The sequence below is a fragment of the Comamonas sp. w2-DMI genome, from assembly GCF_040187735.1.
Taxonomy (GTDB): Bacteria; Pseudomonadota; Gammaproteobacteria; order Burkholderiales; family Burkholderiaceae_C; genus Comamonas; species Comamonas terrae.
This window is the reverse complement of sequence record NZ_JBANEL010000015.1, coordinates 67,948-91,945: the sequence shown is the minus strand read 5'-3', so window position 1 is coordinate 91,945 and position 23,998 is coordinate 67,948. Positions and strand designations below refer to the sequence as shown.

The following is a 23,998-nucleotide window of genomic DNA, read 5'->3' as shown; positions in this document are numbered from 1 at the left end:
CTCCGTCAGGGTTTACGCGGGATTTGCCCGGCAATGGTTTTCGGCTCCGGAAGAGCGCGTCACAATGATCCAAAGCCCATGCCATCAACCGGCATAACAGGGCCTGTTGGGCAGACCCGGAAGCCGGCGTTACCATGGTTTCGCCGGCTCTCGAGACGGCCACGACAACTCTCGCCGCAGCGACTGCGGCATTTGGTGACTAGGAGGATTTGCATGCAAGTACAGGTTCATGCCGACGATTCCATCCAGGGTGGCGAATCTTTGGCGCAGTGGGCGCAGGAGGAAATCAATGCCAAGTTGGCCCGCCTGAAGGAGTATGTAGTGCGTGTGGAAGTGTTCCTCACGGGAGTGGATGCGCTCAAGACCACGGGCGGACCCGGCAAGCGATGCGTGCTGGAAACCCGGGCCACGGGCCGCCCGCCGATCGCGGTCAACGCCGAGGCCGAGAAGGTCAAGGATGCGTTCAATGCCGCCATCGAAAAGCTGCGGCGCGCGGTGGAAACCGATCTGGGCAAGCTCAAGGACAAGAACGGCCGAGAAAGCGTGCGCGGCGTGGACGATCCCACGGCCGAAGGCGTGGCAACGGCCTGAGTATTCAAGTCGTTTTTGCGGCCGGCGCTGTGGGGACAAGCGCCGGCAGCCAGCAAGACCGGGGCATGTTCAGCAGAACATGCCTTTTTTGTGCGCCGTGCCTTGTTGGCGGCGCGGGCATCAGGCCGCGGTCAGCGCGCCCGCCCGGGTGAGCTTGTCGGCCACCAGCAGCTTCTCCATGTCGCCCTCGCTCATGATGCCCAGTTCCTCGGCCACCACGGCGATGCGCTTGCCGCTGGCAATCGCGGTCTTGGCGATCCGGGCGGCCTTCTCGTAGCCGATCAGCGGGTTGAGCGCCGTCACCAGCGTCACGGACTCGGCAATGCGCGCGTCCAGCAGGTCCGTGTTGGCCGCGATGCCTTCCACGCAGTTGTGCTGCAGCGTCGTGCAGGCATTGCACAGGTGGTTCAGGCTCTTGTGCAGGGCCCAGGCCATCAGCGGCTCGAAGGCATTGAGCTGCAGCTGGCCGGCTTCCACGGCCATGGTGATCGCGGCGTCGTTGCCTATCACCTCGAAGCAGACCTGGTTCATCACCTCGGGAATCACGGGGTTGACCTTGCCGGGCATGATGGACGAGCCCGCCTGGCGCGCGGGCAGGCGGATGTCGGCCACGCCGGCCTGCGGGCCCGAGGACAGCAGGCGCAGGTCGTTGCTGATCTTGGACAGCTTGACGGCGATGCGCTTGAGGATGCCCGAGATATCGGCGAACGCGCCGGTATCGCCGGTGGCCGCGATCAGATCGCCGGCCTTGACCACGGGCACGCCCGAAATCTGCGCCAGTGCCTGCACCACGGCATCGGCATAGCCCACGGGCGCGTTGATGCCGGTGCCGATGGCCGTGCCGCCCATGTTCACTTCGGTCATCAGGTAGGCCGATTCGCGCAGGCGCTTTTCGTCGTCGGCAATCATGGCGGCGAAGGCGGCGAATTCCTGGCCCAGCGTCATCGGCACGGCGTCTTGTAGTTGTGTGCGGCCGATCTTGAGGATGGAGGCGAATTCGCGTGCCTTGGCGTCGAAGGCGCCGCGCAGCGCGGCCAGGGCGGCCAGCAGCTTCTGGATGCCGGCATAGGTGGCGAGCTTGACGGCCGTGGGATAGGCATCGTTGGTGCTTTGCGATGCGTTGACGTGGTCGTTGGGGTGGATCACGTCGTAGCGGCCCTTGGGCAATCCCAGGTGCTCCAGCGCACGGTTGGCGATCACCTCGTTGGCATTCATGTTCGTGGAAGTGCCGGCGCCGCCCTGGATGACGTCGACCACGAACTGCTCGTGCAGCCGGCCGGCAATCAGGTCGTCGCAGGCGCGGGAGATGGCGCCGGCCTGTGTGGAATCGATGGCGCCCAGCTGCAGGTTGGCCTGGGCGGCGGCCTTCTTCACGAAGGCCAAGGCGCGGATCAGCTCGGGCATGTGGGCCACGGAGTGGCCGGTGATGGGGAAGTTCTCCACCGCGCGTGCGGAATGGACGCCCCAGTACGCGTCGGGAGGGATGGTTTTGATGCCGATGAAGTCGTGTTCTTGGCGCATGGGTCTGCTTTTTCTGTAGCAAGAATGGAAGAAGCCACGCGCGGCGGCGCCGGACGTGGCGACGCCCCGGACGGGAAAGCGGTGCTCGCGTTCCCGTGGCCAGGGCGTCGGGCCGCATTATGTAAGCAGGATGCGCATGAGGCCAGACGTTCTGTGCATAACGTTGGCGTGTCGAACAGGCAGCCTCGGCATTGGAAGGAAAAGCACTGCAATTGCGTCCAAAGGTGCTCAATTACGGTCAATTCTTCAAATTTTCTGCTTTATTTCGCACCAATTTGGTGCGAAATAATCAGCGCCGACGGACTGACCTTGGCTACCTGGAAGCGCGCAGCGCCACGCCCTCCAGCGAGGGCGCATGCAGCGGCTGCAGGGGCGAGGCCACGGGAACGCCGAAGCGGCGCGGCTGGCCGTCGATCATGGGAGCGTTGCTGGCGGCTTCCGCTTCCCATTGCGTGCGGGCCTGCTGCATTTCTTCGGTGGTGCGGGCCACGAAGTTCCACCACAGCAGGATGGCTTCGTCCATGGGCTCGCCGCCGATGACGAGCAGGCGGCTGTCGGGCGTGCATTGCAGGTCCACGGCCTCGGTGCCGACGGGCAGGTAGATCAGCTCCTGTTCGGGCAGGTGCAGGCCCTCCACCTCCACGTGGCCCGAAAGGCTCATGACGGCATGCTCGAAATCCCGGCGCAGCGGCATGCGGGCCCGCGCGGGACTGGTACGGTCGGGATGTGCATGCAGGTCCACGCCCATCAGCGGCGAATGCACCTGCGCGGGCGAGGCATGGCCCAGCGCCTCGCCGGCCAGCACGGTCGCGTCGAAGTCGCCCACGCGGGCCCGCGGCAGGTCGGGATAGTGCTGGAAGCGCGGCGGGATGTGGCGGTGGCTGTCGGGCAGCGCGATCCACAGCTGGGCGGCATGCACATGGACGGTCTGGCTTTCCTCGGAATGCGCGATGCCGTGGCCGGCCGTCATCAGATTGACCTGGCCGGGGCGGATGATCTGCTCGCTGCCCAGGCTGTCGCGGTGCAGTACCTCGCCCTCGATCATCCAGGTGAAGGTCTGCAGCCCGATGTGCGGGTGCGGGCCCACCTGCATGCCCGGCGGCGGCGGTTCGGCGGGGCCCGCATGGTCGAGAAAGCACCAGGCACCGACCTTGCGCAGCGCACGCTGCGGAATGGCGCGGTGGATGGGAATGCCGCCCACGTCGGCAATGCGGGTGGGCAGGCGCACCGGGGAGCCGGCGGGCAGGGGGGCGGAATCTGTAGTCATGCGAATCCTGACGGTGGAGGGCATCAGTGTGCAAGGAATCGCCCGCAGCGGCAAACAACCGGCAAAATGCGCCGTCACGCCCGGCTGCGGCCCGGCGGTCGGCATCCCGGGGCCAGGGCGGACGCCATGTTTTGCAGGCGGTTACAAAGCAGCGGGCCATAACGCCTGTTGGCTGACAGCGGCTTGTGCCGGCGCCGGGTAACTTCGATGGCGAAGGCCGTGAGGCCGCGCAACAACCCAACAATGCAGGAGGATCATCAATGAGCGAACAGAACAAACCCGGCAACCAGCTGTCTGCAGTGGAGGTCCAGCAATACCCTGCACATTTCCAGGCACGCGTGGTGGGCGAGGTCCAGCACCGCTCCGGCGATGGTCCGCTGGAGAGCATTCCCCCGGGCACCGAGCTCAAGGTGGACACGGCCATCGCCAGCTATGTGCTGTCCTGGGTGAACCCCGTGGACCAGCAGCCCGAGACCGCCTATCTGGCCAAGCGCGAATTCGAGCACTACGTGGAGGTCGGCGCGCTCAACGTCACGGTCTGAGCTGCTGCTGACTCAAAAAAGCCCTGCCATGCAGGGCTTTTTTCATGGTGCAGGCCGTTCAGTCCAGCGTGGTGGGGATCTGCACCGGTCCTTCGAGCAGCTTGTGCACCGGGCAGGCCTGGGCGACCTGCAGCAGGCGCTGGCGCTGCTCGTCATCGAGATCGCCCTGCAGCGTGATGTGCCGCGTGATCTGGTTGCCGGCAGCCGGCACGCCGTCCGGGTTGAGCTGCACGTCGACCTGCACGCCGGTCAGCGGCCACTGTTTGCGCGCCGCGTACATCTGCAGCGTGACCGTGGTGCAGGCGGCCAGCGCCGAGAGAACGATCTGCAGCGGGCCCGGTGCGGTGTCGGCGCCCCCCTTGTCCAGGGGTTCGTCGGCATACCAGACATGGCCTTGGGGGTCGGTCAGCGTGACGCGGTACGGGGTATTGCCGCTCTGGGCACGGGCGCTGTGGGTCATCTGCAAAAGCTCCTCGACAAAGAATGCCGTCACTCTACGCTGCCTGGCGCATCCGTGCCCGCAGCGGTGGCCACCGCCTCGCGGGCGCGCTTGGCGGCCAGCACGCGCCGGCGCCAGAGGAACAGGGCCATGGCATAGCCCATGTTGTGCCCGGCCATGAGGCCGAACACCGCCATGGTCAGCGGGCTGGCCACAAAGGCGTGGAAGCCGGCCTGCGATTCGGGCAGCAGCCAGACGATCTCCACGATGCGCCAGGCAATGCGCGCGGCAAACAGCAGCAGCAGGGCCACGCCCAGATGGGTGTGGGGCGTGTAGTACAGGCCTTGGGCAGTGGGCTCCAGCCGGGTCTGCCGCCAGGCCCAGCGCGACAGCAGGCCGCCGGCGCACAGGCCGCCGGCCAGGGTCTGCAGCGCATGCCACTGGCCCCAGGCGGCCCAGCCGGTGAGGCCCAGCAGCACCGCGTAAATGCCCATGCCGATCCACGGCCGGTACTTGCTGGTGCGCTGGCGTCCGATCAGGCGCTTGTAGCGCGCGCGCAGCCGCCATGCCAGCAAGGGCAGCAGCACGATGAGCGTGGTGGTGGTCGAGGCGTGTACGGCCATGGCAGCAAAAAACGTAGAGCGAAGCTGCAGTGTGAGGGCTGTGTGGCTGCTGCGCAATGGAGCCGTCGATTCCGGAGGCCGATCCGGTGTTGATCGGCCGATATCGATTTCTGATCCAGAATGTCTGCACAGGGGATGTCTTGAAATCAGGCCCTGATTGAAAACCAATCCCGCAGCTCGGCATCGATGCGGGCCAATACAAAAGACATGGGGAGTAAGGGCATTGAATTCAGTACGCGGCACTCGCCATGACGCGAATGCTTCCGAGTGGAAGATTGCGCCGTTCTGGCAGAAACTCAACAGCTTTTTCCTTTTCCCGCTGCAGGCCGAGCCGCTGTTTTATGCCCTGGTCCTGTCGGTATGCAGCTACGGCCTGATGTTCGGCCTGATCGGGATATTTGCCGTGGGTCTGGGCCTGACGCTGGCGGTCAGCCGGTATGCATTCAAGGTGGCGGCCCTGGCTTCGCGCGGAATTACCCATAGCTCGGATTTTCGTGCCAGCCATGTCGATGAGGCCTGGAAATGGCTGCCCTGGAAATTCTTTGGCGTGCTGTTTTTCTTCGGCATTTTTGTCGGCCTGCTGGCCCGCCAGAGCATGACGCTGGGCGTGGTGGCCAATCTGGTGGTGGCGTTTCTGGTCCCGGCCGTCTGGATCGTGCTGATCAATACCCACAGCCTGCGCTCGGCGGCCAATCCTTTTGAGCTGCTGGCCACGATTTTCGGTATCGGCAAGTCGTATCTGCTGCTGTGCTTTTTCCTGTTCCTGCTGCAGCAGGGCTCGCCCATGGTCATGGTGATGCTGCTCAAGGTGGCGGCTCCCGTGCTGGTGCTGCCGCTGGTGAGCTTCGTGGTGATCTATTTCACCTGGGTGATGGCGGCCATGATCGGCTATGTCATGTACCAGCACCATGCGGCGCTCGATATCGATCCCGTGCAGGCCCCCGACGGTCCGTCGACGGTGCAGGTCGATCCCGTGGTGCAGGAGGCCAGGCGCCGCGATGCCGTGGTGGCGCGGCTGGTGCAGGACAACAGCATGGACGAGGCCGTGAACCAGGCGCGCGCATGGCAGCGCGAGGACTATGAAAGCCTGCCTGACCACCGCCGCTATTTCCGGGTGCTCAAGCTGACCGAACGCGTGGATGCGCTGGCCGAGCTGGGCCAGCGCTTCATTCCCATGCTGATCGCCCGCCAGTGCGCCGGCGAGGCCTTGGAGGCCTGGGTGAGCTGCGCCAAGCGCAAGCCGGATTTCCGGCTCGATTCGGCACAGGCCAGCTACGACCTGGCGCAGCAGGCATGGAAGGCCGGCAAGCCCAAATATGTGCTGCTCCTGGCCAGGGAGTTTGAAAAGCGCTTTGCCGGCAGCAGCCTGATTCCCCCCATGCTGGAGCTGGTGGTGCGGGCCTACAAGCAGGGGCTGGAGCAGCCCATGCAGGGGGTGCACGTCTACATGCGCATGAAGCAGCGCTTTCCCGAGCATGCGGCGACCCGGGAAGTGGAATGGGTGCTGCGCGACGAACTGGAAATGCTGGGCGCCAAGTCCTGACCGCCCTTCGCCCGGCCCGTTCTGCTAGCCCTGCCGGGCCAGCCACTGTGTCACGGCGTCCCGAGGCGCCAGCTGCTGCAGCGTGGGCAGCCAGGCCCTGGCCTCCTGGATGCGCCCCGCCTGGGCCAGGCCGTTGACCAGCAGCAGCAGCGTGGCCGGCCACTGCGGATGGTCTGCCGCCCGGCGCAGCGACTGGCACAGTGTTTCCGCCTCGGGCAGGGCGCCTGCGCGCACGAAGCTGCGCACCAGCCCGTGCATGGTGTCCGCGCTCACGCGCATGGCGGGCTGGGCGCGCTGGCGGTAGCTGCGGTAGCTGGCCAGCTGCAGCTGGCGTTCTGCATCCGTGGCGCCCGGCAGCTTGAAGATCCGCCGTGCCGCGGCATGGAAATCCTCGCTGCCCGGATGGTGCCGCGCGCTTTCGAACCAGGCACGCAGGATGTCCGGATCCGAGGGCGCGAGGCGCGCGGCTTCGCGCCAGGCCGGGGCCGCGCGATCGAATTCCAGCGCATCGGTGTAGCGCTGGGCGCGGGCCACGGCGTCGGCCAGCGGCCTGGCGGCCGCCTTGGCCCGTTCTCTTGCGTCGACCGGCGCCTCCACGGCCTGCAGGCGCATATAGATCCACATCAGCACGGCTCCGGTCAGCAGCCCGCCGAAGTGGGCCATATAGGCCACCTGCTTGCCGCCCATAAGGTGCTGCAGCAGCTCCACGCCCATCCAGACCGGCAGCATGACCAGCGCAGGCCAGGTGGCGTAGTTGAAGTAGAACAGCAGCATGTAGAAGAAGCGGATGCGCCGCATGCGGTACATCACCGCATACATGGCCATCAGGGCCGAGATGGCGCCCGACGCACCCAGGCCGTACCCGCCCATGCCCGCATAGAACAGCAGCGCGAACAGCGAGGCGCCGATGCCGCCCAGCACATAGAAAGCTAAATAGGTGAAGGCACCCAGCGCGATCTCGAGCGTGAAGCCGAACAGGAACAGAAACGCCATGTTGCCCAGCAGGTGGCCGGTGCTGCCGTGCAGGAAGGTGGAGGTGAAAGCCTGCAGCGGCTGCCAGCCGGCGCCGGGCTCATAGCTCATGGACCAGCGTTCGGTGAAGCCGCCGTGCGGTGCTGGCGGTTCCTGGCGCGCAAAGGCGGCGCGGGCCTCCTGCCACTGCGCATGGAGCGGATGGCTGGGGCCGATGGCCTGGCCTTGCAGCAGCCGCTGGCGGAATTTCTTCTCCTGCCACATCAGCGCATAAAGCTGGGCGTAGGCCTTGTGCCGGTACAGGGCCTCGGCGGCCTGCACGGTGTTGCGCTCACTGTTGCGTTCATGGCGGGCACTGCCCTGGGCGGCCTGCTCCTTGAGATGGGCCAGGAACAGCGGCAGCTCGATGGCGGGCAGCGCCGTCCGGGCGTACTGCTGGCCGGCACGCTCCACGGCGGCTTCTTCGGGGGCCTGCCAGCCCCAGAAGATCACGCAGTTGATGACGATGAGCAGCACCGTCATCCAGGGGGGCGAACTCCACGACGGCTTGTTTTCAAGAGGAATGGCGAGGAACATGGGCGGGGCGGTTGCGGCGCTCGGTCAATTGCTGCCGAATGTAATGCAGCCTCCCGCACGAAGCCCTGGCAGGGCGCCAACAAAAAAGCCAGCAACGCTGCCGCTGCTGGCTTTTCGATAGCTGCTGGCGCTTGCCGGGCAAGCGCTGCAGCCCTGTCTGGCTGCAAGCCGTGCCGGCTTACTTGGCGGCCACCACGCGCACCATTTCCAGGCACTTGTTGGAGTAGCCCCACTCGTTGTCGTACCAGGACACGACCTTGACGAAGGTCTTGTCCAGGGCGATGCCGGCTTCGGCGTCGAACACGGAGGTGCAGGTTTCGCCGCGGAAGTCGGTGGCCACCACCTTGTCCTCGGTATAGCCGAGCACGCCCTTGAGCGCGCCTTCGGACTGGGCCTTCATCTCGGCGCAGATTTCCTCGTAGGTGGCTTCGCTGTTCAGTTCCACGGTCAGGTCGACCACGGACACGTCGGACGTGGGCACGCGGAAGGACATGCCGGTCAGCTTCTTGTTCAGCTCGGGGATCACCACGCCCACGGCCTTGGCGGCGCCGGTGCTGGAGGGGATGATGTTTTCCAGGATGCCGCGGCCGCCGCGCCAGTCCTTGTTGGAAGGGCCGTCCACGGTCTTTTGCGTGGCGGTGGCGGCGTGCACGGTGGTCATCAGGCCGCGCTTGATGCCCCACTTGTCGTTGAGCACCTTGGCCACGGGAGCCAGGCAGTTGGTGGTGCACGAAGCGTTGGAGATCACGTCCTGGCCGGCATAGGTCTTGTCGTTCACGCCGAACACGAACATGGGGGTCGCGTCCTTGGAAGGAGCCGACATGATGACCTTCTTGGCGCCGGCGGCGATGTGCTTGCGGGCGGTTTCGTCGGTCAGGAACAGGCCGGTGGACTCGATCACCACTTCGGCGCCGACTTCGTTCCATTTCAGGGCGGCGGGGTCGCGCTCCTGGGTCAGGCGGATCTTCTTGCCGTTGACGATCAGGGTGTTGCCTTCGACGGCCACGGTGCCTTCAAAGCGGCCGTGCACGCTGTCGTACTTGAGCATGTAAGCCAGGTAATCGGGCTCGAGCAGGTCGTTGATGCCCACGATTTCGATGTCCGAGAAGTTCTGCACGGCGGAGCGCAGCACATTGCGGCCGATGCGGCCGAAGCCGTTGATGCCTACCTTGATCGTCATAGTTGCCTCTTGGATGGTTGGATGGTGAAAAAACGAAACTGGGGCGGATTGTGCCCGGACTGTCTGCCGTCAGGCCGGGTCCGGCTGGCGAAGATGTGACAAAGCTCGTCTTTGCGCCAGAAAATGAGCAAAAAGGGGCACAAGGCCCCTTTGTTTTACTTGCCGGCGTTCTGCAGGGCGACCTGCACGGTGTCGGCCACGTTCTCGGCGGTGAAGCCGAAGTGCTTGAACAGCACGCCGGCCGGCGCCGATTCGCCGTAGGAGTCGATGCCCACCACGGCGGCGCAGCCGTACTTCCACCAGAAGTCGGTCACGCCCATTTCCACGGCCACGCGCGGCAGGCCGGCGGGCAGCACGGCCTTCTTGTACTTCACGTCCTGCTGGTCGAAGGTCGTGGTGCTGGGCATGGAGACCACGCGCACGGCGATCTTGCGTTCGGCCAGCAGCCTTTGCGCGGCCAGGGCCAGCTGCACTTCGGAGCCGGTGGCGATGATCACGGCCTGGGCCTTCTTCTTGAGGCCGACATCCTTGGGCTCGGACAGCACATAGGCGCCGCAGGCGATGTCGTCCAGCGCGTCCTCGCTCTTGGGCGAGTAGGCCAGGTTCTGGCGCGACAGCAGCATGGCAGTGGGCTTGTTCTTGTGGCTCAGGGCCACGGTCCAGGCCACGGCGGTCTCGGTCGTGTCGGCCGGGCGCCATACGTCCAGGCCGGGGATCAGGCGCAGGCTGGCGGCATGCTCGATGGACTGGTGGGTGGGGCCGTCCTCGCCCAGGCCGATGGAGTCGTGCGTGAACACATGGATCACGCGCTGCTTCATCAGCGCGGCCATGCGGATGGCGTTGCGGCTGTAGTCGGAGAAGGTCAGGAAGGTGCCGCCGTAGGGAATGAAGCCGCCATGCAGCGCAATGCCGTTCATGATGGCGGCCATGCCGAACTCGCGCACGCCGTAGTTGATGTGGCGGCCGATCTGGCCGTCCTCGGTCTTGACCACCGCGCCCTTGTCGTCCATGCGCAGCGCGGGAGTGGACTTGGTGTTGGTCAGGTTGGAGCCGGTCAGGTCGGCCGAGCCGCCCAGCAGCTCGGGCAGCGCGGCCGTCAGGCCTTCCAGGGCCAGCTGGCTGGCCTTGCGGCTGGCCACGGTGGCGCCGGCGTCATGCGCGTCGGAAGCGATCTTGGCGGCGATCTCGCCGAAGTTGGCGGGCAGGTCGCCGGCCATGCGGCGCTTGAACTCGGCGGCCAGCTCGGGGAAGGCCTTCTCGTAGGCCACGAACTTGTCGTTCCAGGCCGCTTCGGCCTTGGCGCCCGGGGCCTTGGCGTCCCAGTCGGTGTAGACATCGGCAGGGATCTCGAAGGGGCCGTAGGTCCAGCCCAGCGCTTCGCGCGTCAGCGTGATCTCGTCCAGCCCCAGGGGTTCGCCGTGGGCCTTGGCCGTGTCCTGGCGGTTGGGCGAGCCCTTGCCGATATGGGTCTTGCAGCAGATCAGCGTGGGCTTGTCGGCGCTCTTCTTGGCGGCGGCGATGGCAGCGTCCACGGCGCCCACGTCATGGCCGTCGACATCGCGGATCACGTTCCAGCCGTAGGCCTCGAAGCGGGCCGGCGTGTTGTCGATGAACCAGGGCGCGACCTTGCCGTCGATGGAGATGCCGTTGTCGTCGTACAGCGCGATCAGCTTGTTGAGCTTCCAGGCGCCGGCCAGCGCGCAGGCTTCGTGACTGATGCCTTCCATCAGGCAGCCGTCGCCCAGGAACACATAGGTGTGGTGGTCGACGATCTCGTGCTTGTCCTTGTTGAACTCGGCGGCCAGCAGCTTCTCGGCCAGCGCGAAGCCCACGGCGTTGGTGATGCCCTGGCCCAGCGGGCCGGTGGTGGTTTCCACGCCGGGCGTGATGCCCACTTCGGGGTGGCCGGCGGTCTTGCTGTGCAGCTGGCGGAAGTTCTTCAGTTCGTCCAGCGGCAGGTCGTAGCCTGTCAGGTGCAGCAGCGCATAGATCAGCATGGAGCCGTGGCCGTTGGACAGGATGAAACGGTCGCGGTTGGCCCAGTGGGGATTCACGGGGTTGTGCTGAAGGTGGCGGCTCCACAACGCAACGGCCATGTCGGCCATGCCCATGGGCGCACCGGGGTGACCGGAATTGGCTTGTTGAACGGCGTCCATTGCGAGTGCGCGGATTGCATTCGCCATTTGTTGAGTGTTGGCCATCAGGGCGTTCCGTAAAGGAGGGTAATCAGGGTAAGCCCATCATTTTAATTGAGGGCGGCTTTTCGCAGGCGGGCTGCGGGTCAATGCACTAAAGTGCTGTCACGATGACGATCTCTCTCCCTTCAGACTTTCAGCCGCCGGCCATGCTGCTGGCCGCAGGTCGCGGCGAGCGCATGCGGCCGCTGACCGATGCCACGCCCAAGCCGCTGCTCAAGGTGCAGGGCATCCCCCTGCTGCAGCACCATCTGCAGGCCCTGGCCGCGGCCGGCGTGCCGCGCGCGGTCGTCAATACGGGCTGGCTGGGCGAGCAGATTCCCGCGTATTTCGGCCAAACGTTCACGGCCGATGGCGATGCGGGACGGCTGTCGCTGGCCTATTCGGCCGAGCCGGCCCAGGCCTTCGAGACCGCCGGCGGCATTGCGCGCGCGCTGCCGCAGCTGGGCGAGGTCTTCTGGCTGGCCGCCGGCGATGTGTATGCGCCGGATTTCGACTTTCCCGCGGCGGCGGCCCGGGCCTTTGCGACCGGCGACAAGCTGGCCCATCTGTGGCTGGTGCCCAACCCCGCCCACAACCCGCGCGGCGACTTCGGCTTGAGCGAGCAGGGCCTGGCGCTGGACCTGCCCGAGGGCGACGGCCGGCCGCGCTACACCTACAGCACCATTGCGCTGCTGAAGGCCGAGCTGTTTGCCCGGCCCTGGTGCGAGATTCCCGCCGGCAACCCCGAAGGCCTGCGCGCGCCGCTGGCGCCGCTGCTGCGCCGCGCCATGGCCGCGCAGCGCGTGAGCGCGGCGCTCTACACGGGCCGCTGGACCGATGTGGGCACGCCAGAAAGACTGGCGCAGCTCAACACGGCCGAGGTTTGAGCGGCCGGCGACACCGTCAGCCACCCGCCATATGCACACTTCCATCCAGCAGTACGATATTCCGATGACTTCTCATTACGCCCAACGCCGCGCACGCTTGGCCGCCCAGTTGGGCGACGGCGGTGTCGCCATCATTCCGACCGCGCCCGAGCATCTGCGCAACCGCGATACCGAGTATCTGTACCGCCATGACAGCTACTTCTACTACCTCACCGGCTTTTCCGAGCCCAACGCCTGCCTGGTGATCACCAGCGACGGCCACAGCACGCTGTTCTGCCAGCCCAAGGACCTGGAGCGCGAGATCTGGACCGGCATCCGCCTGGGCCCCGAGGCCGCCCGGGCCACGCTGGGCGTGGACGTGGCGTATTCGTCGGACGAGCTCGATGCCCGCCTGCCGCGCCTGCTGGAAAACCGCGAGCGCGTGTGGTTCCCGTTCGCCACGCACCGGGGACTGGCCGAGCAGGTGGAAGGCTGGCTGGGCCAGGTGCGCGCGCGTTCGCGCTTCGGCGTGCTGTGCCCCACCCAGCAGGGCGATGTGTGCGCGCTGCTCGACGAGATGCGCCTGGTCAAGGACGCGCACGAGCTGGCCATCATGCGCCGTGCGGCCCAGATCAGCGCGGGCGCCCATGTGCGCGCCATGCAGCGCTCGGCCCGCATGCTGCGCGCGGGCCAGGAGGTGCGCGAATACCACCTGGACGCCGAGCTGCTGCACGAGTTCCGCCAGCACGGCTCGCAGTACGTGGCCTATGGCTCCATCGTGGCCGCGGGCGCGAATGCCTGCGTGCTGCACTACCAGGCCGACAAGGCGCCCGTGCGCGCGGGCGAGCTGGTGCTGATCGACGCGGGCTGCGAACTCGACGGCTATGCGAGCGACATCACGCGCACCTTCCCGGCCAACGGCCGCTTCACCGGCCCGCAGCGCGCGCTCTACGACCTGGTGCATGCGAGCCAGGAGGCCGCGATCGCGGTGACCAAGGCCGGCAACCGCTTCAACGATCCGCACGAGGCCACGGTGGCCGTGCTGGCCCAGGGCCTGCTGGACCTGGGCCTGCTGGACAAGGCCAAGTACGGCACGGCAGAGGACGTGATCGCATCGCGCGCCTACTTCCAGTTCTACATGCACCGCACCGGCCACTGGCTGGGCATGGACGTGCACGACTGCGGCAGCTATGTGGAGCCCACCGAGCTGGGCGTGGTGAGCGAGCGCAAGGACCCGATCTCGGGCGAGACCATTGCCAACCGCCCCAGCCGCATCCTGCGCCCCGGCATGGTCACGACCATCGAGCCCGGTCTTTATGTGCGCCCGGCGCCCGGCGTGCCCGAGGCGTTCCACAATATCGGCATCCGCATCGAGGACGATGCGGTGGTGACCGAAACCGGATGCGAGCTCATCACGCGCGGCGTGCCGGTGCAGGCCGACGAGATCGAGGCGCTGATGCGCGACTGAGCGCACGCATGCCCGGCAGCCTGCGCATGCACCCCTTCGCCGCCAGCCGCCGCCTGCGCGTGTACTGCGCCGCCGTCCGGGTGCCCGTGCCGGCGGGCCCTTCCGTTTTCCACTGACCGACTTTTGCCGCCATGTCCGCAGCCCCCCAGGCCTCCGTCATCGAAAGCCCCGTCGCACCGCCGCTGGACTGGCGCATGGCGCTGGTGCTGTGGCTGCTCGGCCTGCCCGGCGTGGTGGCGCTGGCCTGGAACGTGGTGCCGCAGTGGCTGGTGTTCCTGGACTGGCATCGCTCGCTGGCCTCCTGGCGGCTGGTGGTCGTGCTGCTGCTGTCGCTGCTGACGGCCATGTCCGTGCTGGTGGGCCTGCGCCTGGGGCAGAGCGCCTGCCTGGGCGCGCCGCTGCTCACGGCCTGGATGACGGGCAAGTCGCCCTGGCGCGCCATCCGTTTCCTGAGCCTGCCCGGCATTGCGGGCGGCGTGGTGGGCGCGGCCTGGCTGGTGACGCTGGCCGTGGTCTGGCCCGAGAGCCTGTCCGTCGTCGATCCCGTCTATGGCATGGAGCTGCTGCCCAAGCTGCTCTACGGCGCGGTCACCGAGGAGCTGCTGCTGCGCTTTGGCGGCCTGTCGCTGGTGATGTGGGTGCTGTGGCGGCTGTTCGGCCGCACCACGCAGCGGCCCAGCTGGCGCCTGGGGTGCTGGGCCGTGGGCATCACGGCCGTGGTGCTGGGCACGGTGCCCATCGCCATGGCCTGGTCGCTGGTGGGCACCATGCCGCATGCCGTGGTGCTGCAGCTGCTGCTGTGCGAGATCGTGTTCGGCGCCATGGCGGGCTTTCTGTACTGGCGCTACGGGCTGGAGTCGGCCATGCTGGCCCATGTGGTGGCCTATCTGCTGTCGCACGGCCTGGTCTGAAGGCGCCCGCCGGCATTGGAACCCCGGGTGTTAAAACACTTTCAACGCCCGGACGGCGCCCGGGCGCGGCGCGGCCCGCGCAGGGCGCGAATGTTCCTCGTATGCTCCTGTTTCGGGAGCTGCCGACGCTTGATTCTTATTGAAATCAAGGGTGTTTCAATTCGAATCGAAGCAGGGGCAAGCGGCAGGTGCTCCTGAAATACTTCGATTTCGGACCGGGTTTCCAGGCCGTACCGGGTGTGGCGGGCGCAGCGATGATGCTCCCATGTAACCGCTTCCATGCAAGAATTGAAACCCAATTACATTCATCCCCGCTAGAGAGACATTCCATGCAAGTTCGTCGTGCTACCAAGATCGTTGCCACACTGGGTCCGGCGTCGAGTGACCCGCATCTGCTCGAGCAGATGGTGCGCGAAGGCGTGAACGTCGTGCGCCTGAACTTCAGCCACGGCAAGGCGCAGGACCATATCGACCGCGCCACCATGGTGCGCGCCGCCGCCCAGCGCGCGGGCCGAGAAGTGGCCATCATGGCCGACTTGCAGGGTCCCAAGATCCGCGTGGGCAAGTTCGCCGAAGGCAAGGTCATGCTCGAGCCCGGCGCGCGCTTCGTGCTCGACGCCTCGCGCACCGAGCCCGGCGACATCAATGGCGTGGGCCTGGACTACAAGGAACTGCCGCGCGACGTGAAGGCCGGCGACGTGCTGCTGCTCAACGACGGCCTGATCGTGCTGACCGTGGAAGCCGTGCGCGGCGAGGCCGTGCACACCGTGGTCAAGCTCGGCGGCGAACTGTCCAACAACAAGGGCATCAACAAGCAGGGCGGCGGCCTGACGGCGCCGGCGCTGACGGCCAAGGACATGGAGGACATCAAGACCGCGATGTCCTTCCAGGCCGACTACGTGGCCGTGAGCTTCCCCAAGAACGCCACCGACATGGAAATGGCCCGCCAGCTGTGCAACGTGGCTGCGGCCCAGTACGGCCACAAGCCCGGCCTGATCGCCAAGATCGAGCGCGCCGAAGCCATTCCGCGCCTGGAGGAAATCCTCAAGGTGTCCGACGGCATCATGGTCGCCCGCGGCGACCTGGCCGTGGAAGTGGGCAATGCGGCCGTGCCCGCGCTGCAAAAGAAGATGATCCGCATGGCGCGCGACATGGACAAGGTGGTGATCACCGCGACCCAGATGATGGAAAGCATGATCACCAACCCCGTGCCCACGCGCGCCGAGGTCAGCGATGTGGCCAACGCCGTGCTCGACGGCACCGACGCCGTGATGCTCAGCGCCGAGACCGCCGCCGGCAAGTACCCGCTGGAGACCGTGCGCGAAATGGCTGCCGTGTGCGCGGCTGCCGAAGCTGCCGAGGACCGCGTCAAGGATGCCGACTTCACCAACAGCCCGTTCAAGCGCACCGACCAGGCGATTGCCATCGGCGCCCTGTTCACGGCCCACCACCTGGGCGCCAAGGCCATCGTGGCGCTGACCGACTCCGGCTCCACGGCCCTGTGGATGAGCCGCCACCGCATCCACATCCCGATCTACGCGCTGACCCCGCGCCTGTCCACCCAGCGCAGGATGGCGCTGTACCGCAACGTGAGCCCGCTGCTCATGGATACCAGCGCGGACCGCGATACGGCCCTGGACCAGGCCAAGATGCACCTGCTGTCGCGCAACATCGTGCAAAGCGGCGACGTGTACGCCATCACCTGCGGCGAGCCCATGGGCCAGCCCGGCGGCACCAACATGCTCAAGATCTGCCGCGTGGACTGATCGGCTTGCCGCCAGCCGGCCGGGCGCCGCAAGGCGCCATGCGGCTATTCGGCGGTATGGGGGGCGGCGGGCGCCGCAGCGATGGCTGCCGCGGGCAGCGGCACCGGAGCGGTCATCGGCGCGGGCGCAGGGGTCTTGCGCCGCAGGGCATGGCGGCGCCTTTCGATCCACAGCGCCGCATGCCAGACGCACAAGGCAGCGGCGCTGCCGACGACGGCACCGACCAAAACGTCCGAAGGAAAGTGCACGCCCAGGACGATGCGGCTCAGGGCCACGGAGCAGGCCAGCAGCCAGGTCAGCGGCGGCAGCCAGGCCTTGTGGCGCGTCACGCCCAGCTGAACGCTCTGCGCCAGCGCAAAGGCGCCGGCCGCATGCATGCTGGGAAAGCTGGCGCTGGCGCCGTGGTGTATCCATTGCAGCCCCAGGCCCAGCTGTGCCGGGCGCGGCATGGGAAAGCCCCAGCGGATCAGGCGGCAGGCCACCCAGGCAAAGCCCATGGACAGCAATGCCAGCTGCAGGCTGCGGCGCCAGCCCTTGCCCATGGCCAGCATGCCGGCGATCACGGGCAGCCCGCACAGGCCCGGCAGCCAGGCCGAGGCAAAGCGCGCACTCTCGACCACCCACAGCGGGGTGTGGGTGCCAGCGTTGAGCAGATGGAAGAGATAGGGGTCGAAACGCAGCATGGTCGGGTGCTTTCGGCGCAGAAGGCCCGGGTGGATCGAAGACTGCAGACAGCGTGCAGGCCGTTTATTCCGATGCGAACAGAGGGGCGGTCGGCAGCGTGCTCTCCTGTGTCTCGCGCTGCGCCATGTAGCGAGTGGTCGCCAGATCGCAGATCCAGCTGGCCGTCCAGCACAGCCAGGCCGTCCACAGGGTGTGGCTCATGAAGTGGGCACCGCGCATCTGCTGGGCCAGGCCCAGTGCGAAGCCTGCGGCCAGTGCGCCGGCCAGGCACAGCCGGGCCGTGTGGGGCAGGGCGCGGCGCAGCGCGAAATACACACCCAGGAAGGCAAAGCCTGCGGAGGCGTGGCCTGCGGGAAAGCAGTGGCCGCCGCCGCCGTCGGTTACGCCCAGCGCCCAGTGCGAAACGTAATGGGCCACGCCGCCGAACTCGGCCAGATCCCACGGGCAGCTGGTCGTGCTGGTGCGCTTGAGAACCGCCATCACCAGCAGCGCCAGCAGTGCCGACACCACGAGCTGCACGCGCCGCTCATAGGCCACGCGGCGCAGCGCGCCCATGGGCCACCAGATGCTCAGCGCCAGCCCCAGGACGATGAGCCAGGCCAGCGCACGTGCGCCCTCGTGGGCCACGTGGACCATGAACCAGGTCGAACGCAGCGCAAAGCCCTGGCCGTCGCCGAACCAGCGCGCCATGGGCAGGTCCAGCCCGCTCATGTCCCAGGCGATCAGGCAGGCCAGAGCGATCAGCGTCCAGCCCAGCAGCTGGCGCGGGGTAGCCAGCGCGTTCTGCCTGGCTGAAAAAAGGGTCAATGAGGGCTCGGTCATGCCGGGCACCTTAGAAAGCCAGTCTTAATGCCGGCTTAAGGTCGTCTCGGCAAAACCCCTGATTGCGTGCGCCAGAAGCAGGTGCGGGGCGCTAGGCGGGCCCCAGGGAAAAGCCGCGCAGCCGGTAATGCAGGCCCCAGACAGCCCGGGCGCAGCAGATGCCGACAATGGCGCCGCCGAGCACGTCCGAGGGGAAATGCACGCCCAGGTGCACGCGGCTCCAGGCAACCAGCAGCGCGGCGCCCCAGGCCAGCCACACCAGGATGCGGCGGTGGCGGGTGCAGCCCAGGCTGAGGGCCTGGGCCAGTGCAAAGGCGCCGCAGGCATGCATGCTGGGAAAGCCGGCCCGCGTGCCGTGCCCTATCCACTGCATGCCCATGTCCAGCTGCGCGGGGCGCGGCACGGGCCAGCCCCAGCGCATCAGGCGCGCAACGCACCAGGCAGCCGCCATGGACAGCAACAGCAGCGCCAGCGTGCGCCGCAGCGCCGGCGTTCCGCGCCACAGGGCCAGTGCCATCGCGCCGCCGGCCAGGCCCGGCAGCCAGGCCGAAGCCAGGCGCGCGGCCTCGATGCTGGCAGGCCAGGTCTGCGCATCGGCATTGAGCAGCGCATAGACGGGTGGGTCGAAGAAAAGCATCGCGGGCAGCTTCCGGCAAACGGTGGTGGCCCATGCTGGGGCTTTTGTTTGACAGGCGTATTGCAGGCGGTGCGGGCAAGGCCGTCTTCTGTGTGGACAATGCGGGGATGCGAATACTGGTGGTCGAAGACAACGAAGGCATCGCGGCCGGGCTGCGGGCCAATCTGACGCAGCGCGGCTATGCGGTGGACATCTGCACCAGCGTGGCCGATGCCTGGCATGCGCTGGGCACGGCGCGCTTCGATGCGGTGCTGCTGGACCTGGGCCTGCCCGACGGGGACGGCAGCGATATCGTGCGCCGCCTGCGCGCGGTGCGGCATCGGCCCGGTTCCGCCCGGCCCGGGCTGGACGCGCTGCCCGATCCGGCCACGCCCGTGCTGATCCTGACGGCCCGCGACCAGATCCATGAGCGCGTGGCCGGCCTCAACCTGGGCGCTGACGATTACCTGGTCAAGCCCTTCGACATGGACGAGCTGGAGGCGCGCCTGCGCGCCATGATGCGCCGGGCCGCGGGCCAGGCCTCGCCGGTGATCCATTACGGCGCGCTCGAAATCGACCCTGCCGCGCACACCGTGCGCCAGGGCGGCCGGCTGGTGGAGACTTCGCCGCGCGAATTCGCGGTGCTATGGGCCCTGGTTCAGGCCCGCGGCCGCGTGCTTTCGCGCCAGCAGATCGAGGAGCATCTGTACAACTGGGGCGATGCGGTGGAAAGCAATGCCGTGGAGGTCTATGTGCACCATCTGCGCAAGAAGCTGGGCCAGCGCAGCATCGTCACCATGCGCGGCGTGGGCTATTTCCTGCCGCTGGAGCCGGCATGAAGCCCGCCAGCCCGCCGGATGCCGCCCGCGCCGCGCCGCGCCGGCCCTCCCTGTTCCTGCACCTGCTGGCCTGGATGCTGGGCACCATGGCGCTGGTCTGGGGCAGCTTTGTCGTCTGGGGCTACCAGACCGGCGTGCAGGAGGCGGACGAGCTGACCGACGGCCACCTGGCCAGTGTCGCGGCCCTGGTGCTGAACTGGGACATCCATGGCGATGTGGCCCGCGACGAGACCACGCCGGTGCAGGCACCGCCCTGGCTGCGCGCGCATGACTACCAGGAATCCCTGAGCGTGACGCTGTGGAACGCCAAGGGCGAGCTGATCTCGCGCACCGGCAATGCGCCGCTGCCGCAGTTCGATGTCGAGCAGGGCTTTGCCACGCTCAAGCTGGCCCCGCAAAGCGCATGGCGCAGCTTCACCCAGTGGAACAAGGAGGGGACCGCCAAGGTCACCGTGATGGTGGCGCTGGACGAGCGCGACAGCCTAGCCGACGATATCGCCCTGCAGATGGTCACGCCGGGCTTCTGGCTGCTGCCGGCCATCGTGATCGCGCTGGGCATCGCCATCCGCCGCGGCCTGCGTCCGGTCACCACCCTGTCGCATGCGGTGGCGCAGCTGGACCTGTCGCAGGACCAGCGCCTGTCCGAAAAACATGTGCTGCGCGAGCTCGATCCCATGGTCCATTCCATCAACACGCTGCTGGACCGGCAGCAGGAGGCACTGGAGCGCGAACGCAATCTGGCCAACGAGGTGGCGCACGAACTGCGTACGCCGCTGGCCTCCATCGTGCTGCAGGCCCAGGCACTGGCGTCCGCGCAGGACGGCCGGGCGCAAGCAGAGGCCGGGACCGACGGCCTGCGCCAGGCGCTGCAGCGCATAGGCAAGGATGCGCTGCATGCCGGCCATGTGCTGGACCAGCTGCTGGCGCTGGCCCGCGCCGGGCGCAGCATGCAGGGCAGCCCGCTGCAGCCCGTGGACTGGGCCGGCGTGGCGCGCGAAGTGGCCGCCGCCCAGGCGCAGGCGGCCTGGCAGCGCGACGACAGCCTGTCCGTGGGCGCGCCGGAGCATTTGTGGGTCCGTGGTAATGCCGTGCTGCTCGAGTCGGCGCTGCGCAATCTGGTGGAAAACGCCATCCGGCACACGCCGCCCGGCACCCAGGTCGAGGTGCAGGCCGGCCAGGGCGACGACGGCAGCGCCTGGATGCAGGTCTGCGACGATGGCCGCCGCCTGGGCGGCTCGCCCGTGGCCCCGCCGGCGGACAGCCTGCACCTGGGCCATGAAATCGTGGCCCGCGTGCTGCAGGCCCATGGTGGCAGCTTCGGCGCGGCGCCGGCCCCGCAGGGCTTCACCACCTGTTACCGCATGGAAATCCCTTCGGCCGGTTAAAATCGGCAGTTACCAAGCGGTTACCAGAAGCCTCTGTCAGGGCCCTGGCGCTTTCCTTCCCCGGGCCGCTGCCGTGCAGGGCGCTGCAGCGACACAACGCCAGGGGCGTTGCCTCTCACAACTTTGGACGGAACCCACCATGCCTCTTATCTCGATGCGCGAAATGCTCGACCATGCCGCTGAAAACAGCTACGGCATTCCTGCTTTCAACGTCAACAACCTGGAGCAGGTCCAGGCCGTGATGTCGGCAGCCGACGAAGTGGGCGCACCGGTGATCCTGCAGGCCAGCGCCGGCGCCCGCAAATACGCCGGCGAGCCCTTCATCAAGCACCTGATTCTGGCGGCCGCCGAGATGTACCCTCACATCCCCCTGGTCATGCATCAGGACCACGGCACCACGCCCGAAGTGTGCCAGGGCGCGCTGAACCTGGGCTTCGGCTCCGTGATGATGGACGGCTCGCTGATGAGCGACGGCAAGACCCCCTCGTCCTTCGACTACAACGTGGATGTGACGCAGAAGGTCGTGGCCATGGCCCACAAGATCGGCGCCACCGTGGAAGGCGAACTGGGCTGCCTGGGCAACCTGGAAACCGGCGATGCCGGCGAGGAAGACGGCATCGGCGCGGCCGGCAAGCTGGACCACAGCCAGATGCTGACCGACCCCGAGGAGGCTGCCGTGTTCGTCAAGGCCACGCAGCTCGATGCGCTGGCGATCGCCATCGGCACCAGCCACGGCGCCTACAAGTTCTCGCGCAAGCCCACGGGCGACATCCTGGCCATCAGCCGCGTCAAGGAAATCCATGCCCGCATCCCCAACACCCACCTGGTGATGCACGGCTCCTCGTCCGTGCCCCAGGAACTGCTGGCCATCATCAACGAGTACGGCGGCAAGATGAAGGAAACCTACGGCGTGCCCGTGGAGGAAATCCAGGAAGCCATCAAGTACGGCGTGCGCAAGATCAACATCGACACCGACATCCGCCTGGCCATGACCGGCGCGGTGCGCAAGTTCCTGGCCGAGAACCCCGACAAGTTCGATGCCCGCGAATGGCTCAAGCCCGCCCGCGAAGCCGCCAAGCAGGTCTGCAAGGCCCGCTACCTGGAATTCGGCTGCGAAGGCCAGGGTGCCAAGATCAAGGGCTACAGCCTCGAACAGATGGCCAGGAAATACGCCGCCGGCGAACTGGCCCAAGTCGTGAACTGATCACGATTTGATAGCTGCAGGCGCTTGCAGTGCAAGCGTCGCAGAGCGAAAACATACAAAGCCCGCAGGCGCAAGCCTGCGGGCTTTCGGCGTTCTGGAGTTGTTGCGAGGCGGTGCTGTCGCCTGGGCAACTAGGGGGTAATACTAGGGTTAGTACAGTATCGAACGATCGTGCTTTTTATGACAATGCGCGGATTGAGCGATTCGCAACCGGAGACAAGCAGCATGAGTGACCGTCCATGGCTGGGCGCATATCCGGCAGGTGTGCCTGCCGACATCGATCCGTCGCAATACCCTTCGCTGGTGGCCTTGATGCAGGAGGCCTTCGACAAGTACGCCGATCGCGTGGCCTATTCCTTCATGGGCAAGGAGCTGACCTATGGCCAGGTCGACCGCCAGAGCCGCGCGTTTGCCGCCTATCTGCAGGGCCTGGGACTGGTGCGCGGCGACCGCGTGGCGCTGATGATGCCCAACGTGCCCCAGTACCCCGTGGCCGTGGCCGCCGTGCTGCGCGCGGGCTTCGTGGTGGTCAACGTCAACCCGCTGTACACGGCGCGCGAGCTGGAGCACCAGCTCAAGGATTCGGGCGCCAAGGCCATCGTCATCATCGAGAACTTCGCCAGGACGCTGCAGGACGGCATGCAGGGCAGCGCCATCGAGCACATCGTGCTGTGCGCCATGGGCGACGAGCTGGGCCTGCTCAAGGGCGCGCTTGTCAACTACGTGGTGCGCTCGGTCAAGAAGCTGGTGCCGCCCTTCGAGCTGCCCGGAGCCGTGCGCTTCAACCGCGCGCTGGCCAGGGGGCGCGGCGCGCCCTTTACCGCGCCGGCCATCCATCCCGACGACATGGCGCTGCTGCAGTACACGGGCGGCACCACGGGCGTGAGCAAGGGCGCCGTGCTGCTGCACCGCAACATCATTGCCAACGTGCTGCAGGCCGAGGCCTGGAACGAGCCCGTGATGAAACAGGTGCCGGCCGGCGAGCAGCCCACCAGCATCTGCGCGCTGCCGCTCTATCACATCTTCGCCTTCACGGTGAACATGATGCTGTCCATGCGCACGGGCGGCAAAAGCGTGCTCATCCCCAATCCGCGCGACCTCAAGGCCACGCTCAAGGAACTGTCCAGGCACCGCTTCCACAGCTTCCCGGCCGTGAACACGCTGTTCAACGGCCTGGCCAACCATCCCGACTTCAACACCGTCGACTGGTCCCATCTCAAGGTCTCGGTGGGCGGCGGCATGGCCGTGCAGAGCGCCGTGGCCCAGCTGTGGCTGCAAAAGACCGGCTGCCCCATCTGCGAAGGCTACGGCCTGTCGGAAACCAGCCCCACGGTCAGCTGCAATCCGGTGACCTCCAAGGAGTTCTCGGGCACCATCGGCGTGCCCCTGCCCAGCACCTACATCAAGCTGGTGGACGAGGCCGGCAACGACATGACCCGCCCGGGCCTGACCGGCGAGATCGCCGTCAAGGGCCCCCAGGTCATGGCCGGCTACTGGCAGCGGCCCGACGAGACGGCCAAGGTCTTCACCGAGGACGGCTACATGCGCACCGGCGACATCGGCACGGTGGACGAGCGCGGCTATTTCAAGATCGTGGACCGCAAGAAGGACATGGTCATCGTCAGCGGCTTCAACGTCTATCCCAACGAAGTGGAGGACGTGGTCTCCAACTGCCCCGGCGTGCTCGAATGCGCGGTGGTGGGCGTGCCCGACGAGAAGTCGGGCGAGGCCATCAAGCTGGTCATCGTCAGAAAGGACCCGTCGCTGACCGAGCAGGCCGTGCGCGACTACTGCGCGGCCAACCTCACGGGCTACAAGCGCCCGCGCATCATCGTGTTCCGCGACGAACTGCCCAAGACCCCCGTGGGCAAGATCCTGCGGCGGGAGCTGCGCGATGCGTGACTGATTTCATCTTGTCTTCCAAGGCAATTCACAGGGTGCGTCAAGCACCCTTTTTTTATGGCCGGGCCATCCGGGAAAGGTATCTCCGGCGGCGCCGGCCCGGG

General features: G+C 67.0%; 21 protein-coding genes. 11 read left to right on the top strand and 10 right to left on the bottom strand.

The features are described 5' to 3' along the window. Positions 1 to 213 precede the first annotated feature (213 nt). Positions 214 to 591, top strand: coding sequence for an HPF/RaiA family ribosome-associated protein (locus V8Z74_RS16225; RefSeq protein WP_066481003.1), 378 nt, complete (start codon positions 214 to 216; stop codon positions 589 to 591). A gap of 120 nt (positions 592 to 711) precedes the next feature. On the opposite strand, the gene V8Z74_RS16220 is transcribed toward V8Z74_RS16225, so the two are convergent. Together V8Z74_RS16220 and V8Z74_RS16215 are read right to left on the bottom strand one after the other, a co-directional pair. Then, the gene (locus tag V8Z74_RS16220) at positions 712 to 2,112 is read right to left on the bottom strand and encodes an aspartate ammonia-lyase (RefSeq protein WP_349710171.1); all 1,401 of its coding nucleotides are present in this window, start codon (positions 2,110 to 2,112) and stop codon (positions 712 to 714) included. Between the two features lie 313 nt (positions 2,113 to 2,425). Continuing rightward, the gene (locus V8Z74_RS16215; protein ID WP_349710170.1) at positions 2,426 to 3,379 is read right to left on the bottom strand and encodes a pirin family protein; all 954 of its coding nucleotides are present in this window, start codon (positions 3,377 to 3,379) and stop codon (positions 2,426 to 2,428) included. A 260-nt stretch (positions 3,380 to 3,639) separates the two neighbouring features. On the opposite strand from V8Z74_RS16215, the gene V8Z74_RS16210 reads away from it, so the two are divergent. Further along, a complete protein-coding gene (locus V8Z74_RS16210; RefSeq protein WP_066480992.1) occupies positions 3,640 to 3,921 on the top strand; it encodes a hypothetical protein in 282 nt (93 codons plus the stop codon). Positions 3,922 to 3,979: 58 nt separating this feature from the next. Here V8Z74_RS16210 and V8Z74_RS16205 read toward each other — a convergent pair whose 3' ends face one another. Beyond that, the gene (locus V8Z74_RS16205) at positions 3,980 to 4,381 is read right to left on the bottom strand and encodes an OsmC family protein (RefSeq protein ID WP_066480991.1); all 402 of its coding nucleotides are present in this window, start codon (positions 4,379 to 4,381) and stop codon (positions 3,980 to 3,982) included. 29 nt (positions 4,382 to 4,410) lie between these two features. Further along, entirely contained in the window at positions 4,411 to 4,983 is a 573-nt protein-coding gene (locus tag V8Z74_RS16200; RefSeq protein ID WP_066480990.1) for a CcdC protein domain-containing protein, read from the bottom strand. 223 nt (positions 4,984 to 5,206) lie between these two features. On the opposite strand from V8Z74_RS16200, the gene V8Z74_RS16195 reads away from it, so the two are divergent. Next, on the top strand, positions 5,207 to 6,526 hold the full coding sequence (locus tag V8Z74_RS16195; protein ID WP_349710169.1) for a hypothetical protein: 1,320 nt from the start codon (positions 5,207 to 5,209) through the stop codon (positions 6,524 to 6,526). A gap of 24 nt (positions 6,527 to 6,550) precedes the next feature. Here V8Z74_RS16195 and V8Z74_RS16190 read toward each other — a convergent pair whose 3' ends face one another. The 3 genes from V8Z74_RS16190 to tkt all read right to left on the bottom strand — a co-directional run bounded on the left by V8Z74_RS16190 (position 6,551) and on the right by tkt (position 11,458). Continuing rightward, positions 6,551 to 8,074: a rhomboid family intramembrane serine protease gene (locus tag V8Z74_RS16190; protein WP_349710168.1), complete on the bottom strand. Its 1,524-nt coding sequence runs from the start codon at positions 8,072 to 8,074 to the stop codon at positions 6,551 to 6,553. Positions 8,075 to 8,252: 178 nt separating this feature from the next. Beyond that, the gene (gene gap / locus V8Z74_RS16185) at positions 8,253 to 9,254 is read right to left on the bottom strand and encodes a type I glyceraldehyde-3-phosphate dehydrogenase (protein ID WP_066480986.1); all 1,002 of its coding nucleotides are present in this window, start codon (positions 9,252 to 9,254) and stop codon (positions 8,253 to 8,255) included. A gap of 155 nt (positions 9,255 to 9,409) precedes the next feature. Then, positions 9,410 to 11,458 (bottom strand): transketolase, encoded by a 2,049-nt coding sequence (gene tkt, locus V8Z74_RS16180; protein ID WP_349710229.1) that lies wholly within the window; start codon positions 11,456 to 11,458, stop codon positions 9,410 to 9,412. 101 nt (positions 11,459 to 11,559) lie between these two features. On the opposite strand from tkt, the gene V8Z74_RS16175 reads away from it, so the two are divergent. The 4 genes from V8Z74_RS16175 to pyk all read left to right on the top strand — a co-directional run bounded on the left by V8Z74_RS16175 (position 11,560) and on the right by pyk (position 16,442). Continuing rightward, a complete protein-coding gene (locus V8Z74_RS16175) occupies positions 11,560 to 12,318 on the top strand; it encodes a nucleotidyltransferase family protein (RefSeq protein ID WP_349710167.1) in 759 nt (252 codons plus the stop codon). Between the two features lie 64 nt (positions 12,319 to 12,382). Next, complete coding sequence (locus V8Z74_RS16170; protein ID WP_349710227.1) at positions 12,383 to 13,765, top strand: aminopeptidase P N-terminal domain-containing protein; 1,383 nt, start codon at positions 12,383 to 12,385, stop codon at positions 13,763 to 13,765. A gap of 131 nt (positions 13,766 to 13,896) precedes the next feature. Next, complete coding sequence (locus V8Z74_RS16165) at positions 13,897 to 14,676, top strand: abortive infection protein (RefSeq protein WP_349710165.1); 780 nt, start codon at positions 13,897 to 13,899, stop codon at positions 14,674 to 14,676. 329 nt (positions 14,677 to 15,005) lie between these two features. Then, positions 15,006 to 16,442, top strand: coding sequence for a pyruvate kinase (gene pyk, locus V8Z74_RS16160; RefSeq protein ID WP_066480977.1), 1,437 nt, complete (start codon positions 15,006 to 15,008; stop codon positions 16,440 to 16,442). Positions 16,443 to 16,486: 44 nt separating this feature from the next. Here pyk and V8Z74_RS16155 read toward each other — a convergent pair whose 3' ends face one another. The 3 genes from V8Z74_RS16155 to V8Z74_RS16145 all read right to left on the bottom strand — a co-directional run bounded on the left by V8Z74_RS16155 (position 16,487) and on the right by V8Z74_RS16145 (position 18,585). Further along, on the bottom strand, positions 16,487 to 17,125 hold the full coding sequence (locus V8Z74_RS16155; RefSeq protein ID WP_349710164.1) for a phosphatase PAP2 family protein: 639 nt from the start codon (positions 17,123 to 17,125) through the stop codon (positions 16,487 to 16,489). Positions 17,126 to 17,189: 64 nt separating this feature from the next. Beyond that, a complete protein-coding gene (locus V8Z74_RS16150) occupies positions 17,190 to 17,948 on the bottom strand; it encodes a phosphatase PAP2 family protein (protein WP_502879561.1) in 759 nt (252 codons plus the stop codon). Between the two features lie 91 nt (positions 17,949 to 18,039). Further along, entirely contained in the window at positions 18,040 to 18,585 is a 546-nt protein-coding gene (locus V8Z74_RS16145; protein WP_349710163.1) for a phosphatase PAP2 family protein, read from the bottom strand. A 107-nt stretch (positions 18,586 to 18,692) separates the two neighbouring features. On the opposite strand from V8Z74_RS16145, the gene V8Z74_RS16140 reads away from it, so the two are divergent. From V8Z74_RS16140 to V8Z74_RS16125, 4 genes are all read left to right on the top strand, one after another. After that, positions 18,693 to 19,403: a response regulator transcription factor gene (locus V8Z74_RS16140; RefSeq protein WP_349710223.1), complete on the top strand. Its 711-nt coding sequence runs from the start codon at positions 18,693 to 18,695 to the stop codon at positions 19,401 to 19,403. Further along, positions 19,400 to 20,788, top strand: a complete 1,389-nt coding sequence (locus V8Z74_RS16135) for a histidine kinase dimerization/phospho-acceptor domain-containing protein (protein WP_066480966.1) — start codon at positions 19,400 to 19,402, stop codon at positions 20,786 to 20,788. The genes V8Z74_RS16140 and V8Z74_RS16135 overlap by 4 nt, the downstream gene beginning before the upstream one ends. Before the next feature lie 139 nt (positions 20,789 to 20,927). After that, entirely contained in the window at positions 20,928 to 21,992 is a 1,065-nt protein-coding gene (fba, locus tag V8Z74_RS16130) for a class II fructose-bisphosphate aldolase (RefSeq protein ID WP_066480964.1), read from the top strand. A 225-nt stretch (positions 21,993 to 22,217) separates the two neighbouring features. Further along, positions 22,218 to 23,894, top strand: a complete 1,677-nt coding sequence (locus tag V8Z74_RS16125) for a long-chain-fatty-acid--CoA ligase (RefSeq protein ID WP_349710161.1) — start codon at positions 22,218 to 22,220, stop codon at positions 23,892 to 23,894. Positions 23,895 to 23,998: the final 104 nt, after the last annotated feature.

Coding starts and splice junctions, on each gene's coding strand:
- V8Z74_RS16225 (WP_066481003.1), top strand. CDS start 214: ATGCAAGTACAGGTTCATGCCGACGATTCCATCCAGGGTGGCGAATCT.
- V8Z74_RS16220 (WP_349710171.1), bottom strand. CDS start 2,112: ATGCGCCAAGAACACGACTTCATCGGCATCAAAACCATCCCTCCCGAC.
- V8Z74_RS16215 (WP_349710170.1), bottom strand. CDS start 3,379: ATGACTACAGATTCCGCCCCCCTGCCCGCCGGCTCCCCGGTGCGCCTG.
- V8Z74_RS16210 (WP_066480992.1), top strand. CDS start 3,640: ATGAGCGAACAGAACAAACCCGGCAACCAGCTGTCTGCAGTGGAGGTC.
- V8Z74_RS16205 (WP_066480991.1), bottom strand. CDS start 4,381: ATGACCCACAGCGCCCGTGCCCAGAGCGGCAATACCCCGTACCGCGTC.
- V8Z74_RS16200 (WP_066480990.1), bottom strand. CDS start 4,983: ATGGCCGTACACGCCTCGACCACCACCACGCTCATCGTGCTGCTGCCC.
- V8Z74_RS16190 (WP_349710168.1), bottom strand. CDS start 8,074: ATGTTCCTCGCCATTCCTCTTGAAAACAAGCCGTCGTGGAGTTCGCCC.
- gap (WP_066480986.1), bottom strand. CDS start 9,254: ATGACGATCAAGGTAGGCATCAACGGCTTCGGCCGCATCGGCCGCAAT.
- V8Z74_RS16175 (WP_349710167.1), top strand. CDS start 11,560: ATGACGATCTCTCTCCCTTCAGACTTTCAGCCGCCGGCCATGCTGCTG.
- V8Z74_RS16170 (WP_349710227.1), top strand. CDS start 12,383: ATGACTTCTCATTACGCCCAACGCCGCGCACGCTTGGCCGCCCAGTTG.
- V8Z74_RS16165 (WP_349710165.1), top strand. CDS start 13,897: ATGTCCGCAGCCCCCCAGGCCTCCGTCATCGAAAGCCCCGTCGCACCG.
- pyk (WP_066480977.1), top strand. CDS start 15,006: ATGCAAGTTCGTCGTGCTACCAAGATCGTTGCCACACTGGGTCCGGCG.
- V8Z74_RS16155 (WP_349710164.1), bottom strand. CDS start 17,125: ATGCTGCGTTTCGACCCCTATCTCTTCCATCTGCTCAACGCTGGCACC.
- V8Z74_RS16150 (WP_502879561.1), bottom strand. CDS start 17,948: ATGACCGAGCCCTCATTGACCCTTTTTTCAGCCAGGCAGAACGCGCTG.
- V8Z74_RS16145 (WP_349710163.1), bottom strand. CDS start 18,585: ATGCTTTTCTTCGACCCACCCGTCTATGCGCTGCTCAATGCCGATGCG.
- V8Z74_RS16140 (WP_349710223.1), top strand. CDS start 18,693: ATGCGAATACTGGTGGTCGAAGACAACGAAGGCATCGCGGCCGGGCTG.
- V8Z74_RS16135 (WP_066480966.1), top strand. CDS start 19,400: ATGAAGCCCGCCAGCCCGCCGGATGCCGCCCGCGCCGCGCCGCGCCGG.
- fba (WP_066480964.1), top strand. CDS start 20,928: ATGCCTCTTATCTCGATGCGCGAAATGCTCGACCATGCCGCTGAAAAC.
- V8Z74_RS16125 (WP_349710161.1), top strand. CDS start 22,218: ATGAGTGACCGTCCATGGCTGGGCGCATATCCGGCAGGTGTGCCTGCC.